At 63.1% G+C, this 15,524-nt stretch carries 16 protein-coding genes; 2 read left to right on the plus strand and 14 right to left on the minus strand.

Annotated elements, in window-relative coordinates; translation table 11 throughout:
- Positions 1-32: 32 nt before the first annotated feature.
- The 6 genes from AC5ZGW_RS20475 to mgtE form a co-directional block, all read right to left on the minus strand.
- Positions 33-236, minus strand: a complete 204-nt coding sequence (locus AC5ZGW_RS20475) for a hypothetical protein (RefSeq protein ID WP_130231764.1) — start codon at positions 234-236, stop codon at positions 33-35.
- 306 nt (positions 237-542) lie between these two features.
- Positions 543-1,196 carry a glutathione S-transferase family protein gene (locus tag AC5ZGW_RS20480; protein WP_130231766.1) on the minus strand — a complete coding sequence of 218 codons (654 nt, stop codon included), beginning with the start codon at positions 1,194-1,196 and terminating at the stop codon, positions 543-545.
- 90 nt (positions 1,197-1,286) lie between these two features.
- Positions 1,287-2,144: a cell envelope integrity protein TolA gene (tolA, locus tag AC5ZGW_RS20485; RefSeq protein WP_463327593.1), complete on the minus strand. Its 858-nt coding sequence runs from the start codon at positions 2,142-2,144 to the stop codon at positions 1,287-1,289.
- Between the two features lie 63 nt (positions 2,145-2,207).
- A complete protein-coding gene (locus tag AC5ZGW_RS20490; protein WP_130226534.1) occupies positions 2,208-3,026 on the minus strand; it encodes an aldo/keto reductase in 819 nt (272 codons plus the stop codon).
- 36 nt (positions 3,027-3,062) lie between these two features.
- The gene (locus tag AC5ZGW_RS20495; RefSeq protein ID WP_028163986.1) at positions 3,063-3,359 is read right to left on the minus strand and encodes a helix-turn-helix domain-containing protein; all 297 of its coding nucleotides are present in this window, start codon (positions 3,357-3,359) and stop codon (positions 3,063-3,065) included.
- A gap of 66 nt (positions 3,360-3,425) precedes the next feature.
- Positions 3,426-4,847, minus strand: a complete 1,422-nt coding sequence (mgtE, locus tag AC5ZGW_RS20500; protein WP_463327592.1) for a magnesium transporter — start codon at positions 4,845-4,847, stop codon at positions 3,426-3,428.
- Between the two features lie 121 nt (positions 4,848-4,968).
- On the opposite strand from mgtE, the gene AC5ZGW_RS20505 reads away from it, so the two are divergent.
- Both AC5ZGW_RS20505 and AC5ZGW_RS20510 read left to right on the plus strand, forming a co-directional pair.
- Positions 4,969-5,751, plus strand: coding sequence for a polysaccharide deacetylase family protein (locus tag AC5ZGW_RS20505; RefSeq protein WP_130226533.1), 783 nt, complete (start codon positions 4,969-4,971; stop codon positions 5,749-5,751).
- A 98-nt stretch (positions 5,752-5,849) separates the two neighbouring features.
- Positions 5,850-7,175 carry a polysaccharide deacetylase family protein gene (locus AC5ZGW_RS20510; RefSeq protein ID WP_130226532.1) on the plus strand — a complete coding sequence of 442 codons (1,326 nt, stop codon included), beginning with the start codon at positions 5,850-5,852 and terminating at the stop codon, positions 7,173-7,175.
- Between the two features lie 33 nt (positions 7,176-7,208).
- Here the strand turns inward: AC5ZGW_RS20510 and AC5ZGW_RS20515 are convergent, their stop codons facing one another.
- The 8 genes from AC5ZGW_RS20515 to AC5ZGW_RS20550 all read right to left on the minus strand — a co-directional run bounded on the left by AC5ZGW_RS20515 (position 7,209) and on the right by AC5ZGW_RS20550 (position 15,269).
- The gene (locus tag AC5ZGW_RS20515) at positions 7,209-7,583 is read right to left on the minus strand and encodes a hypothetical protein (RefSeq protein ID WP_028163989.1); all 375 of its coding nucleotides are present in this window, start codon (positions 7,581-7,583) and stop codon (positions 7,209-7,211) included.
- A 91-nt stretch (positions 7,584-7,674) separates the two neighbouring features.
- The gene (locus AC5ZGW_RS20520; RefSeq protein WP_130226531.1) at positions 7,675-8,379 is read right to left on the minus strand and encodes a filamentous hemagglutinin family protein; all 705 of its coding nucleotides are present in this window, start codon (positions 8,377-8,379) and stop codon (positions 7,675-7,677) included.
- A gap of 118 nt (positions 8,380-8,497) precedes the next feature.
- Positions 8,498-8,902, minus strand: coding sequence for a DUF302 domain-containing protein (locus AC5ZGW_RS20525; protein WP_130226530.1), 405 nt, complete (start codon positions 8,900-8,902; stop codon positions 8,498-8,500).
- Positions 8,903-8,970: 68 nt separating this feature from the next.
- Positions 8,971-9,516, minus strand: coding sequence for a c-type cytochrome (locus AC5ZGW_RS20530; protein ID WP_130226529.1), 546 nt, complete (start codon positions 9,514-9,516; stop codon positions 8,971-8,973).
- A 46-nt stretch (positions 9,517-9,562) separates the two neighbouring features.
- Entirely contained in the window at positions 9,563-9,808 is a 246-nt protein-coding gene (locus AC5ZGW_RS20535) for a molybdopterin-binding protein (RefSeq protein ID WP_245474762.1), read from the minus strand.
- Positions 9,805-11,202: an HlyD family type I secretion periplasmic adaptor subunit gene (locus tag AC5ZGW_RS20540; RefSeq protein ID WP_130226528.1), complete on the minus strand. Its 1,398-nt coding sequence runs from the start codon at positions 11,200-11,202 to the stop codon at positions 9,805-9,807. Before AC5ZGW_RS20540 ends, AC5ZGW_RS20535 begins: the two co-directional genes overlap by 4 nt.
- On the minus strand, positions 11,199-12,992 hold the full coding sequence (locus AC5ZGW_RS20545) for a type I secretion system permease/ATPase (protein ID WP_207231041.1): 1,794 nt from the start codon (positions 12,990-12,992) through the stop codon (positions 11,199-11,201). The genes AC5ZGW_RS20540 and AC5ZGW_RS20545 overlap by 4 nt, the downstream gene beginning before the upstream one ends.
- Before the next feature lie 192 nt (positions 12,993-13,184).
- A complete protein-coding gene (locus tag AC5ZGW_RS20550; RefSeq protein WP_130226527.1) occupies positions 13,185-15,269 on the minus strand; it encodes a calcium-binding protein in 2,085 nt (694 codons plus the stop codon).
- Positions 15,270-15,524: the final 255 nt, after the last annotated feature.

The raw sequence follows: 15,524 nt of genomic DNA on the forward strand, positions 1-15,524 counted from the left end.
CGCGCCTACCGGGTGCTTGCGCACAGCTCTCTTCAGGACAGGGCGAGCTGGCTTTCCTTGGCGACCCGTTCGAAAGCTTCGGTCGAGCTTTTGATGCGGTATTGGCAATCGTCACCGTCGGTCGGCAGCAGCCGGACCACCTGATAGGTCCCGGTAGCGGCCGGACGAGACACGTTGCTCGCAGTGAAATAGACAGTCTCTCCAACGCCGTACTTGTGCTTCAACGCCCTCTCCATTTTCTTGGATCGTCGGCGCGCTGCCTTAGGTCCCACAGCGGCGGCCAACATTGAGAACCCCGCGTCAAGTTAGCACAGCAAGGGCCCCGAAATCCAGCAGGATCGGGGGCCAGCAAACGCACGAAATTCGTATATTTTTCAGCAGGATAGAAGGCCCGCGAGCGAGTCGGCCGCGTTCCACGACGAGAATGGGCGAAAGTGCGGATTCCTGCGATCCAGCCACCTAAGGGCAGCCCGCCATCCGGGCTCGCATGGTAGGCGGCCGCCGGAAAGTACGAGGCATGACTGCGAACTGGGTCGGCCGGGTTAGACGGTCTCGAACCGCTCGATCACGAGCGTTTCGGCAAGCCCGTCGCGCGTCCACTCCTGGAATGCCGGCAGCGACGTCATCGCATCGACATAGGCCTGCGCCTCGGGCTTCACCGGGATCGCATAGGTGCGGAAGCGATGCACGACTGGAGCGAACATCGCATCCGCGCCGGAGAACGCCCCGAACAGGAACGGCCCCTGCTTGCCGTAGCGCGCGTGGCAGTCTGCCCAGATCTCCTGAATCCTCGCGACATTGGCGCGAGCGTCGTCCGACAACGGAATCGCCCGGATCGGGCGATGCAGGTTCATGCCGCATTCATTGCGCAGCGGCATGAAGCCCGAATGCATCTCCGCGGAGACCGAGCGCGCATGGGCGCGGGCCGCGCGATCCTCAGGCCAGAGCCTTGTTTCCGGATATTTCTCGGCGAGGTATTCGATGATCGCCAGCGAATCCCAGACCGTGACATCGCCATCGATCAGCGTCGGCACCTTGCCGGCACGCGAGAAACTCAGGATCCGGTCCTTGTCCGCCTTATCGGTGTACAGCGGGATGAAGACTTCCTCGAACGCGATGTTGTTGGCGCGCAGCGCCAGCCACGGCCGCATCGACCATGACGAATAGTTCTTGTTGCCGATGACGAGCTTCAACATGTGCGGGGGATCCGGTTGAATTGCTACTTTGCCACAGCGCGGCGCGGCCGTGCAACTCGCATCGTGACGTCGACGACATTGGCTTCGCGGCTACGAAGCGAAGTCCTGCGGCGTGAAGCTGAGATCGAGCACCTTCCACTCGCCATAGCGATCCGCTGGGAGCATCTTGTAGGGCTGGCACGCTTCCAGTGCGCTCATCGCGCCACGCATCAACACCGGTCCCTTCTCGGACGCGCTCGCCTCGATCAGCAACGGCTCGTCGGCGAGCGTCCCCTGCGGCGTCATGAACACGCGCAGCGTGACCTTGACGTCGTCGGAAGGTTTTAGCGCTGCCGGCAGCTTCGAGCAGGTCTTGAGATGGCGGCGAAACTCGGCGACGACGCTCGGAGTGAGGTCGGCGGCTCTGACGGCCGGTGCATCGAAATCATCGTCGACCTTGCCACCGTAGCGCGCGGCCGGCGCCGGGGCTGGCGCCGCCATCGGCGGAAGGGCTGGCGGCAGGCCGAGTTGGACATTGTATTTGATCGAGAGATCAGGCTCCGGCGGCGTGTAGGCTGGGGCGGCCGCCGGTGTTGCCGCGGCTTGCGGCCGGACCGAACCTGATTCCGCCGGTTCCGGCTGGTTCTGGTGGGGCGGCGGCGACGCTGCCGGCTGCGGCGCTGCGGGCTGCGGCGCCGGTGGAGGCGGCGTGCTTACAGGCGGCTCTTGGAGCGCAGACAGATCGATGGATGGTGACGGAGAAGGCGACGGCGACGGGGTCGGTTCGGGCTTCTTCTCGATGTCCTTCTTCTCGATGTCCTGCGGCGTGACGATATCGACCGGGACGGTGTCAGCCGCCACGACGTCAAACGGATGGACTTCGGACAGGAGCAGCACCAGGGCCAGCACGGACACGTGCGCAACCGCCGACGCCGTCACGTCCACAGGAATGAGCTCCCGCAGGTTCATTCGCAACTGATCAGGTTTGAGCCCCCTGCCCGTCATCAGCATAGCGGGCAATCGAGGGGTGTCTCAATCCCATTTCGGCGCGAAGCCGAAATCGGTGATGCGGCCGGAGGCGCCGCCCATGACCGAGATCAGGCTCATGTCGTCCTCCGACAATTCGAAATCGAAGACGTTGATGTTCTCGGACAGCCGTTCGAGCTTCGATGTCCGCGGGATCGCGGCAACATTCTGCTGCACCAGCCAGCGCAGGCAGACCTGGGCCGCCGTCTTGCGATAGCGGTCGCCGATCCGCGCCAATGCGCGCTCGTTCCGGATGCGGCCCTTCGCAATCGGGCTATAGGCGACCAGCGCCATGCCGTGCCGGGCGCAGGCGGCCTTCACCTTCGCCTGATCGAGATAGGGATGATACTCGACCTGGTCGCACACCAACGGCTCCGCGCAGGCCGCCACCGCCTCCTCGATCAAGGCGACCGTGAAGTTGGACACCCCGATATGGCGCGCGAGCCCAAGCTGCTTGGCATGCGCCAGCGCGCCCATCGTTTCCGCGAGCGGCACCTGCGGGTTCGGCCAGTGCAGCAACAAGAGATCGATTTCGGTCAGCCGCAGCCGCGCCAGGCTTTCCTTGGCCGAGCGCTCGAGGTCGTTGGGCCTGAAATGGGTGGTCCAGACCTTGGTCGTGATGAAGACGTCGTCGCGTCTCACGCCGGATGCGCGGAGCCCCTCGCCGACCTCGCGCTCATTGTCGTACATCTGCGCGGTGTCGATGTGGCGATAGCCGAGCCTGAGCGCCTGCTCGACGATCCGCGCGCAGGTGCGTCCACGCAGTTCCCAGGTACCGAGCCCGATCGCCGGGATCCTGGCGCCATTGGCTTCGATGATGTTCATGCGCCCATTATGGGCCGCCGCAGCTCCGCTGCCAACTCACGCGGCAGAGGCCTCTGTCGCCAGCGCAGCGAATACCGTTTCCGGCGAATGGGCGATGACCGCCAGAAGCGCCCGTGCCGGTCCGCGCGGGGCTCGCTTGCCCTGCTCCCAATTGCGGATCGTCTCCACGGGCACACCGAGCTTGGCGGCGAATTCGAGCTGGGTCAGATGCGATCGGCGGCGCAGGTCGCGCACCGTGAGCGACCCGGTCGGCGTCTCGGGCGCGAGCGGGAACTCCTGCCCGTCTCGCAGCTCGACGATCCGTCCATCCGCTTTCAGCCGCAGGCGCTTCATGGTCTGCTCCGGAAAGCCGCATTGTGGGCGAACCGACTTAAGGCCCGATTAACGCTAAGCGAGGCGCTAGTTCAGGCCGAACCACAAAGTGGCGATGCCGAGGAAGCAGAAGAAGCCAACCACGTCCGTGATCGTGGTAACGAAGGTGCCGGACGCAACGGCCGGATCGGCTCGCACCCGTTCAAGCACCATCGGGATCAAAATCCCGCCGAGCGCACCGGCAACCAGGTTGCAGACGATGGCGAGCCCGATCACCACGCCAAGGCCCGGAATCTTGAACCAGGCGACCGCGGCGATGCCGGTGATGACGGCGAAGGCAAGACCGTTGACGAGGCCCACCATGATCTCGCGCAGGATCACCCGGGCGGCGTTGTAGGATCCGAGCTCGCGGGTGGCCAGCGCGCGCACCGCGACGGTCATGGTCTGGGTCGCCGCATTGCCGCCCTGACTGGCGACGATCGGCGCCAGCACCGCAAGCGCCACCATCTTTTCGAGCTGGCCTTCGAACAGGCCGAGCACAGAGGACGCAAGAAAGGCGGTCGCGAGGTTGACCAGCAGCCAGTTGAATCGCCCTCGCGCGATCGTCCAGACATTGTCCGACAACTCTTCGTGGCGGGTGACGCCGCCGAGCGCCTTCAGGTCTTCGTCAGCCTCCTCCTCGATGACGTCGACGACGTCGTCGATGGTGATGACACCGACCAGCCGGTTTGTGGTGTCGACCACGGGCGCGGCCACCAGATTGTATTTGCCGAACATCCGCGCGACCTCTTCCTGGTCCTCCAGGGCGGAGACGCGGCGGCGATCTTCATCGATCAGGTCGGTGAGCGGCTCCGGGTCGCGGGAACGCAGCAGCACGTCGAGCGGTACCGCGCCCAGCCAGTGCCCGTCGCCGTCGACGACGTAAATCTCGTAGAACCGGTGCGGCAGGTCCGGCGTGTTGCGCATGTGGTCGAGTGTCTGCCCCACCGTCCAAGCGGGCGGCACCGCGATGAACTCGGTCTGCATCCGCCGGCCGGCGGAGTTGTCCGGATACAGCAGGCTGCGCTCGAGCTCAGCGCGCTCGGACGGCGGAAGCCTGTCGAGGATCTCCTCCTTGTCCTCCTCGTCGAGACCTTCGAGAAGCTCGATCGCATCATCGGATTCCAGCTCGCGGACGCCTTCCGCGACGGTCTCCGGCTCGAGCTCTTCGAGGATTTCCTCGCGCACGGCATCGTCGACCTCGTTCAGTGCCGAGAAGTCGAAATCGGTGCCGGTGATCTCGACGAGGCTGACGCGGTCTTCCGGCGCGAGCGCGGCGATGAGATCGCCGAGATCCGCCTCATGAAGTTCCGCCACCACCTCGCACAGGAACGGCCGGTCGGCAGTGTGGATCGCGCTCGCGATATTTTCGACGAATTCGTGGCGGAGCTGCCCCTCCTCGTCCCGCATTGGCAACCGATCGAGGATGGATGCTTCGGCGGGATGGGCAGCGTCGATTTTCTCGGCCATGCCGCGCCTCACCGTTTGACAGAAGGTAGGAACTCGTCTGAGTTATCGTCGCACGCATTACCCAATCGGCTGCGTCCCGCGCAATGCCAAATATCGCCAACCGCGAAGAACAGGTGTGCTTATGAGATCGTTCGGTGCAGCCATTCTTGCCCTGCTCGCGTGGAGCGGCGCGGCGCACGCCGCCGACGAATGCCCGCGCAAGGATGCGCTCGGAACGTCGCGCGTCCTGACCGTCGATCCCGCGAGCTATCCGCGCGTTGGCACCAAGAGCTTTCCGGACACGCTCCCCCTGCAGGATCACGAGGTGGTGTTGACGTTCGACGACGGGCCATGGCCATCAACCGACCGTAAGATCCTCGCGGCACTCGCTCACGAATGCGTGCGCGCGACCTTCTTCATGATCGGAAAGCCGGCCTCCGAGCATCCGGAGCTGGTCCGCCAGATCGCGGCACTCGGCCACACGATCGGCCATCACACATGGACGCATCACAACCTCAAATACATGAAACCGGACGACGCCATTGGCGAGATCGACAAGGGCATTGCCGCCGTCCAAACGGCGCTGCATGGGCGCGCGACCACGACGCCGAGCACGCCGTTCTTCCGCTTCCCCTATTTCGAGATGTCGCCGGAGACGCTCGCGAACCTGGAGAAGCGCGGCATCGCCGTGTTCGGCGCCGACCTCTGGGCGAGCGACTGGAACAAGATGACGCCGCAGGAGGAGCTGAAGCTTCTGACCGGGCGCCTGAACGCCGCCGGCAAGGGAATCATCCTGCTGCACGATCCCAAGACGCAGACCGCGGCGATGCTTCCGGCCTTCTTGCGCTATCTGCGCGATCACAATTACAGGATCGTGCATATCGTGCCGCCGGGCTCGAAAACCGTGTCGGATCAAACACATTGAACCAAAGCACAGCTGTGGGTTACAAAGCATTAAGGTAGCGTTCATGACGCCGCCTGTAAGGATTCGGCGTCGGACAAAGAGAATGCAGCCAGGGTGTTATGATCGGTAGCGTTGGCGAGGGATTTTGGAAGCGGTCATGGACTGCCCTCTCCCTGCTGATTCTGATCGGCGCGAGCAGCCAGTCCGCAATCGCGGCTGATTGTCCCCCTGATGCGCTCGGCACCTCGCGAACGCTGGTGGTCGATCCCCGCGAGCATCCCCGGATCGGCACCATGCAATATGCCGAGACCTTGCCGCTGGACGATCACGAAGTGGTGCTGACATTTGATGACGGCCCGCTGCCGAAATACAGCAACCAGGTGCTGGACATTCTTGCCAGCCAGTGCGTGAAGGCGACCTTCTTCATCATCGGCAGTCAGGCCAAAGCCAATCCGCAGGGTGTCCGCAAGCTCGTCGCCGCCGGCCACACCGTCGGCACGCACAGCCAGAACCATCCGCTGACCTTCAACAAGATGTCGATCGAGCAGGCCAAGCAGGAGGTCGATGCCGGCATCGCCTCGACGGTGGCCGCGCTTGGCGACGCGAGCAAGCTCGCGCCCTTCTTCCGCATTCCAGGGCTGCTGCGCGCCGAAGCGGTCGAGACCTATCTGGCGTCGCGTGGGATCCAGAACTGGAGCGCCGATTTCGTTGCCGACGATTGGCGCCATATCCCTCCGGCGCGCGTCTACGAGCTCGCAATCCAGCGGCTGGAGGAGAAGGGCAAAGGCATCCTGCTGTTGCACGACATCCAGCCGCGCACGGTGGCGGCGCTGCCGAAAATCCTGCAGGAGTTGAAGGCGCGCGGCTATCGGATCGTCCATGTGGTGCCGGCGACGCCGGAGCAGCCGGCCACGCCAACCGAACCTGTGCAATGGCTATTGCACCCGCCGATTGAGACCGTCGCAACGGTGCGCTGGCCGAAGATTGCGAATTTCGTGTTCGTCCAGACGCAGGAACTGCCCACCCCCGGGCTCTCGAATCTGGATTGGCGTGATCCAGGCCTATCCGATCGAGGACGCCGCCCGCGCGCCGCAATCGCCGCGCAGACGGCATGGCCGGAGCCATTACAGGTCTCCGAGAACAGCGGCCCGGCCCTGCCGGTCCCCGCCTCCTCCGTCTTCAGGATGCCCGAAGGCCTGCGTGTGACGTTGCTCGCGTCGCATTCACCCGCCAAACGGCCGCAACGGGTGGCAGCATCTCCTGAAGCCGCCAATGCGATGGGGCCGATTTCCGCGAGAGCCCGCACCATTGGCGCACGCCAGGCGCCGCATTCCCGGCATGCCGTGCATCAGAACCCGCAAGGAGGTCATGCGGGTCGTGGCGTCCCCAAGCATGCCGTGCAGGCGCAGCCGAACAGACGCGCACTTCAGGTCGCAAAGCGCTGAAGAGCGCGGCGCGGCGATTGCAGCGTCAGGCGCTCAATTCGTCACGATCTTGGCGATGCAGAGCAGAATGACGAGCGCCAGGAACAGCAGGTCGATATAGGACTTGATCTCGCCGGCATGACGCAGCTCGGTGACGGCACCGACGATCTGCTTGCGTGAGGCTGTCGAACTTGGTCCCTCGACCACCGCCGTCCCAAGCCGACGCGTCTCCCCTTCCAGGCGTTCGATTCGCTGGAAGAAATAGAACGAACGCAAGGCGGACGCCGCATGCATCGCGGCATAAACCAGCACCAGAAGCGCGACGAGCGCGCGATGCTCGTATTTTTCCATGAAGTTGAGGCTGAAATAGACCAGCGCCAGGAACACGAAATTGGAGACGAAGCGATAGATGTAGCTGAGCAGGATCATCCTGTTTTCCGGATTTCCGAATCGGGCGTGCGATCGGTGAGCGACGGCGCCCGTCGGGCTCGGAATCGCCGGCCCACGAGCTTCAACACCCTTAGCGTACGCCAAGGGTGTTACGGAAAGCCATCGACCGACCTCGGTTGCGGAAAATTTGTCGCCGCGCCAGAGCGGACAACGTAGACGTTCTCCGGCTACCTCGGCTCAACCTGCAGGATGCGAATGTACGCGTCGAGGACGGGGCGCGACGTCGTTTCAGGATGCCGCGCCTCGGCCCGATTATGGCTGCATCCGACGGCGGCGTTCGGCGATCAATTGCTTTGCCTCGTCCATCGTCATCTCGCCCGCCGAGCACCTGGTAGGCGCTATCAGGGTTTTGGGCTCGGCCGTCGTCACCGCTCCGTTTCTTTTCGAGGGTTGGATTCGGCGTGGGAGAGCCGTCGCCACCGCCAAAGCCAAGAAACTCGACCAGGATCACCGATGGGCGGTCGTTGTTCGACTGCGTTGGAGCGGCGCTTAGCTGAGTGGCGGCAGTGGCGTTCCCCGCCGAGCTCAGCGCGGCAACCGGCGGTGCGTGCACGACCGGAATTCCGGTCGCGCGGCCCTGGACCTGGATATTCGCCGCGTTCACGATCTGCAACGCGGCAAGATTGACGTTGCCCGAGGCCCGGATGCCGGCTTCGCCAGCGTCGATAGTGCCGAGCGGCGCGATCAGATCGACGTTGCCGGGCTGCACCTCCGGGATCGGATTCAGTCTCGCGATGCCGGCGCCTGTCGTAGGAAGGGTTGGAGACAACGTCACCCGTCCCTAACTGGCTACGCGTGTAACGGTTCTTATTGAGCCGCGCGTATCCGTACGGATGCCACCTGCGCAGACATCCGCAGAATGGCGGGCGCCTCACTGTTGGCTCCCGCTGATCTCAAGGAGCCGTTGTCGACTTTGCTGCCATTTCCTTCAGCACGCCCGCCATCGCTTCAATGACAGCCTTGGCCGATTCACCGATACCGTGCCGACGCGTGATATAGGCCGGATCATTGTAGGAAAGGAAAGTCTTGCCATCCTCGTCCTGCCAGACCAGCGCCTTCAACGGCAGATCGATGCCGATCGTCTGCACCGATTGCATCAGCGGAGTGCCGGCCTTCGCCGCGCCGAAGATCAGAAGATTCGTCGGCCGCAGTGGCAGGCCGACCGCAGCAGCGCCAGCACTGTGGTCGATATGGCTAAATACCGCCATGCCCCTGGTACGAACCTCCGCTTCAAACCGGTGCATCGTTTCTTCCGGGCCAAAGCTGCTGGGCAGCGTGATCAATCCATCAGCGGACATTGCATGCTCTCCTGATAACGAAATCGTTGTGATCAACACAAAGACGGCAGTCCTTAAGAAGCCCATTCTCACTTCTTCCCGAACAGCTTGGCCGGATCGAACTCCGGCTCCGGAACGAAACCATCGCGGTTCGGCATCCTGATTTTTGGTAGGCTGTCGCGATCGAGCTTGGCGTCGGCAGGCAGAATGCGGTTCAAGTGAAGGATGTAAGCCGCGACGGCGTAGGTATCGTCGTTGCTTAGCGAACCCGGCGCCTGATAGGGCATTGCTCTGTGAATGTAATCGAAGAGCGTGGTGGCGTAGGGCCAAAAGCTGCCGACGGTCCTCACCGGTGCGTCTGAAGCCAACGTGCCCTGCCCTCCGACGAGACGGTCCTTGATGCCGCCGACGCCGTTGTCGCCATGGCAAGCGGCGCAGTTGTCGGCGAACACCTGCTTTCCTTGCGCCACGGTACCGCTGCCGGGCGGCAGTCCCTTGCCATCGGGCCTGACGTCGACATCCCATAGCGCGATCTCGCCGGGTGTCGCGGGACGGCCGAAATCATATGCAAGTACGGGAGAAGCGAGCGCGAGCGCAATAGCGCCAGTGAGGAGTGCCTTGCTAGTCGAGGACATTTCGAACCCTCCCGGTCTCTTCAATGCTCCAGGTCTGCTGCGCGTTCTAGTGAAAAGTTGCGTTGGTCCCGATTGCGCCGACAAAGGATTTCCGGTCGGGCTGGACATTGCCCTTATCGTCGGTCGCACGGCTGACGATCTTGGTCGGCTTACCGTCCCAGGTCCAATCCATCTGAAAGCGCGTTTGCGCCTTCGGCAATACCGGCAGATTTAGCTGCGCATCCTTCCAGCTCTTGGCGCCATCGCTCGAAATCTCGACCTTGCACGCTCTTCGCGCAGACCACGCACTCATTGCTCGTGAAAGGCGCGGTGAAAGCTGTCCCGAACTGGCTGCGTGATGTAGCGGAAGAAGCTTCGCTCCCCAAGCTGCACCATCGCCTCCACCGGCATTCCCGGCGTGAGGCGGACGTTGGGAAGATGAACAAGCTGGTCCTGATCGATCAGGATCTGCACTTTATAGTAGTTGCTTTTTGTCTGCTCATCGGCGGTGACGTCGGAGGCGACGAAAGTGACGCGGCCCGCAACGAACGGTACGAGGCGCTGCTTGAACGCGGGGAGACGCACCTGTGCTTCAAGGCCGGGATACACGACATCGATATCGTTGGGCGAAAGTTTCACGTTGGCCACCAGCCGGTCGCGCGATGGCAGTAGTTCCATGACCGTATCGCCGGGCTTGACGACAGCGCCATTGTTGAACACCCTCATGCCAAGGACCGTGCCGTCCTCGGGCGCCACCACATCGCGACGCACGGCGACATCCTGCGCGGCGCGCAATTTGTCGTCCACCTCGTTCAGCCTGATACGGGCCTCCCGTATGTCGTTCGAGACATCTTGTAGCCGCTGGTCTTGAATCTGCTGCATGGATGAACGAGATTCCGCGATCGTTGCCCGCGCGCGTTGGATCTGTCCGCTCAGGTCACCCAGTGTCCCTTCCAATCCGGCTTGGTTTCGCTGCAAGGCCAGCACGACGGACAGCGTCGCCAAGCCCTTTGTCAACAACCCCTGCTTGATCTCGGCCTCGTGCCGTATCAGTTCGAGCTGTTGCCGGGTGGCTCGCTGCTGCTGTTCTGCCGATTCAATCACGCCAAGTTGCTGATCGACCCGGTCTCGCAGCACGGCGACCTGGCTTTTCAAGCTGACCGTGCGCGCTTCGAACAGCGCGCGCTGCCCGCTGACCACATCGGCGGCGCGCTGGGCGTCGAAGCCTTGCCCGCTCGCCGCCGCCAGCAGATCGTCAGGAAAGCTTATATCGCTCCTTCCGGCTGTCTCCGCATCCAGTCTGGCCAATTTTGCAAGCAATGCCCAGCGCTCGGCTCGCGCCGTCTCGGCCGTCGCGCTCGCCTGCACGTCGTTCAGTCGCATCAACACCTGACCGGCAAGCACATGATCGCCCTCGCGCACGAGCAGTTCCTGAACCGATCCCCCCTCCTGGTTCGCAATGACGCGACGCTGCCCCTCGACCTCGATCAAACCATTCGCGATCGCCGCTTCCGCCAGCGGAGCGGAGACGGACCAGACGCTGAAGCCGCCGATGAAGACCGCCATGGCCATCAATCCGAGCAGGATCACGCCGCGTGTTGACGGATGAGGCGCCTCCATCAATGGTGGCGCAGGCGACGCGATCGATCGGCCGTGGCCGTCAGCGACGACGGCTCGCCCGGATGGAGAGGTGAGAGCGCGGGTCATGATGCAACACGGTTCTGTTCGCGTCGGGCGGGTACGGCGGCTCTGGCGATGCGGGGTTCGCTGAGTTCTGGGCGGTTGTCAGGCGCCGGGGCGACGACGCGGTTCAGGATCTCGGCCCGCGGTCCAAACATTTCTGCCGCTCCATCCCGCATCAGCAAGACTAGGTCGACATGCTGCACCAAGCGCGGACGGTGCGAGACCAGAATCACCGTGGTGCCGCGCGCCTTGAGCTTCCGTAATGTGTCGGCCAGATTGGCCTCGGAATCGCCGTCGAGATTGCTGTTGGGTTCATCCAACACCACGAATTTCGGATTGCGGAACAGTGCGCGGGCCAAGCCGATCAGCTGCCGCTGCCCGCCGGACAGATACTGCCCGTTCTCGCCGATCTCGGTGTCGTAGCCGCACGGAAGCCGCAAGATCATGTCGTGACAGCCCGCAAGCTGCGCGGCCTGGTAAACCTGCTCGGGCGTCGCCTCTCCCATCCGTGCAATGTTGCGGAATACCGAACCCTCGAACAGCTCGACGGATTGCGGCAGATAGCCGACGTAGCGGCCGAAATCCTCACGCATCCAGCGATGGACGTCGGCGCCATCGAGGCGCACGGTGCCGGCGCTTGGCGCAAGCGTGCCGATCAGCATCTTGATCAGCGTGGTCTTGCCGGCCGCCGAGGGGCCGATGACGGCAAGACTGTCACCTGGGGATAGCGCGAACTGCACGCCTTTGACGATCGGGGACGTCGAACCCGGCAAGCCGTACGTGACACGCTCCACCGACAGGCGACCGACCGGGGCCGGCAATGGCCGTCCGGGCGGACGAAGACGAGGCTGGCGAAGAAAATGCTGCAAGCGAAAGAAAGCTTGCCGGGCCTGGACAAGCTGCTTCCAGCCGCCGATCAGCATTTCCACCGGCGCAAGTGCCCGGCCCATGATGATCGAGCCGGCAACAGCCACGCCCGATGTCAGCTCATGCTGCAGCACCAGATAGCCGCCCGCGCCAAGTACGGCGATCTGCACCGAGAGGCGCGCGAACTTGGCCATTGCCAGCAGAACGGAGGCTCGCTGCGCCGCGCGCCGCTGCGGCGGCAGCACTTCGGCCACCGCCTCCTGCCAGCGGCGCATCACCGCCGGCAACATGCCCATGCTGTCAATCACTTCCGCATTGCGCGCGATGCTGTCGGCGCGACGTTGCGAATTAGCCGCCGCAACATTTGCCTCCTTCATCAGCCGCGACGTGGTCAGTTCGTTCAGCAAGGTGAGAGTGAAAAGGACGATCGCTCCTGCCGTCGCGATGCAACCCAGCACCGGATGCAGGACGAAGATCACGGCGAGAAAAATCAGCACCCAGGGAAGGTCGTAGAGGGCAAGCAAAGCAGGCGAGCCGAGATAGCCGCGGCAAATGGCGAGATCGCGTAGTGCCTCCATGCGATAGGAATGACCGGCGAGCACGCTCTCCATCGCTCTCGCAAAGCCCTCCGGCGCGGCCTTCTGCTCGACCCAGGTTGCAACGCGCTGCAGGGTCTGATTGCGCGAGATTTCCAGAATAGCCAGCAACAGGATGGACACACCCGCGATCAGCGACAGATAGAGAAGCGTATCGACATTGTGCGTCGTCAGCACGCGGTCGAAAATCTGCATCATGTAGATCGGGATGGTGAGCTGCAGCAGATTGACCACGCCGCTGAACAGGCCCACCGCCAGCAGCTGAATCTTGCAACAGCCGATGGCGAGGCTGAGGATTGTCTCGCTTTCCTCATGTGGATCGACCACCGCAAGCTTCGACATCGGCTTCATATGCGGCGCCCCACTTTTCCAATTCTGATGTCTTCGTCGTGACATTCGAGTCTCGGCGCTCCTGCCGTATCTGACAGGCACGTCGCGACTTCAAAACCCATCCAGTACGGTCGTCCTTCCCAAACAGGAGGGCGACCGTATTTGGCAGAAGCGCGGCTAGGTCGCTTCGAGGACAGGCAATCCTGAGTGGACTTAGCTCAGGACAAAGTCGTGGTGAGAGAGGTCCGCGGCATGGACGCCCTGGAATGTCACGTCCCCAGCGGCGCCGAGGTCTAGAACGGCGCCGTTGGCGGTGTCATGCACGTGCGCAAGCGCATCAAAATTCGGGCCGAAGCCCGACAAATTGATCACGTCGTTGTTCACGTCGAAGTCCGTGATAACGTCGTGCCCGGCTTGCGACATCTGGAAGGTGAAGGTATCGGCACCGCCGTTGCCCGTCATAGTGTCGTTGCCCACACCGCCATCGATGCGGTCCGCGCCGCTGCCTCCGATGATGATGTCGTTGCCTTCGTCGCCGAAGAGCTTGTCAGACACCGTACTGCTGCCTGAACTGGCTGCCTGGATGAAGTCGTTTCCGGCATCGCCGTGGATCTCAGCAGCGGCCTCCCCGCCGAGCGGCGGATTGAAGGCGAGTTCACCGGTGATCCTGTCGTTGCCGGCTCCCCCATGAACCACGTCACCGAACGTTTCGGTCCACTGTACGATATCGTCGCCGTCACCCGCATCGGCGAAGCCGTGCTCACCCATATGATCGATCACGTCGTTGCCAAGGCCGCCGAATATCTGATCATGGCTGCCGCCGCCGCTGATGTGATCGTCGCCGTCACCGCCATCAAGGATGTCGGCGCCGGCATTTCCAGTGATGGTGTCGTTTCCGGTGCCGCCTTCGATATGGTCGCTGCCGTCACCGCCGGTCAGGGTGTCGTCGCCGGCATCACCGAAGATCTTGTCGCCCGCCGTGGCGTGCGCCGCGTCCGTCGTAAACGCGGAGATGATGTCGTTACCGTCGCCGCCATGGCTTTCATCGGACGCGGTATCGGAACCGGTGATCCGGTCATCGCCTCCGTCGCCGAAGACGGTGTCTCCGACCGCATCATTCCAGGAGATGACGTCATCGCCGGCGCCGGCATGAACGACATCGTGTCCCATCATCTGGTCGATGGTGTCGTTGCCGTCGCCACCGTAAACCAGGTCGTTGCCGGCCCCGGTGCTGATGTGGTCATTTCCCGACCCGCCATCGAGGTAGTCGTTGCCGCCTCCACCATTGATCGTGTCGTTTCCGGTACCGCCTTCGATGTGGTCCGCGGCATCGCCGCCGATCAACGTGTCATCGCCGCCGTCGCCGAACATCCGGTCGCCCGCCGTCGCATGTGCGGCATCCGTGGTGAAGGCCTGAATGAAATCGTCACCGTCGCCGCCGTGACTTTCATCGGACGCCGTGTCGGAACCGATGATCCTGTCGTTGCCGCCGTCGCCATAGACGGTGTCACCGACGGCATCGTTCCAGGAGATCGTGTCGTTCCCGTCGCCGGCGTGGACGACGTCATGGCCCGCCATCTGGTCGATGGTGTCGTTGCCATCGCCGCCAAACACCGTATCGTTGCCGGCACCGGTGCTGATGTGATCATCGCCGTTGCCGCCATCGAGGTAGTCGTTGCCACCTCCACCGTTGATGGTATCGTTTCCGGTGCCACCCTCGATGTGGTCGTTGCCGTCGCCGCCGATCAGGGTGTCATTGCCGGCATCACCGAAGATCTTGTCGCCTGCGGTGGCGTGCGCGGCGTCAGTCGTGAAGGCCTGGATGAAGTCGTTGCCGTCGCCGCCATGGCTCTCGTCGGCCGCGGGGTCGGAACCGATGATCCGGTCGTTGCCCTCATCGCCGAAGACAACATCACCGACCTTGTCGTTCCACGAGATCAGATCGTCGCCCGCACCTGCGTGTACGACGTCGTGACCGGCCATCTGATCGATCGTATCGATGCCGTCACCGGCGAACACGACATCGTTGCCCGCTCCGGTGCTGATGTGGTCGTTTCCCGATCCGCCTTCAAGAAGATCGTTGCCGTTGCCGCCGGTGATGACGTCGTTGCCCGCGCCGCCGAGGACATGATCGTCACCATCACCGCCGTTGAGCGTATCATCACCGTCATCGCCTGACAGCGTATCGTTGCCGCCGTTGCCGTCAATCGTATCGTTGCCCGCAAGGCCGAAGATATGATCCGGCCCATCGGTGCCGGTCAGGATATCGTCGCCGTTGGTTCCCGTGAGATTGGACATGAGGCATTCTCCCTTTCAGATGTGGGCCTCAGCTTCACATGCGGGGCCTCGGCGAGTTGCAGGTTGACAAAGAATCCTGCGGGCCCTGAACCGACGCCCTCACGTGTTCGTATGCTTTCTTTTCGGAGAGTTCAGGGCGATATGGCTGCATCTGTAATGCGAGGAGCGGATCGCTGTAACCAAACTGTAACGTCGCCCTCAGCGCGCGAGCCGAGAGTCTCATCGATCGGGATGCAAACACCCAATCCAGATGAC

The organism is Bradyrhizobium sp. Crot121, from assembly GCF_059512385.1.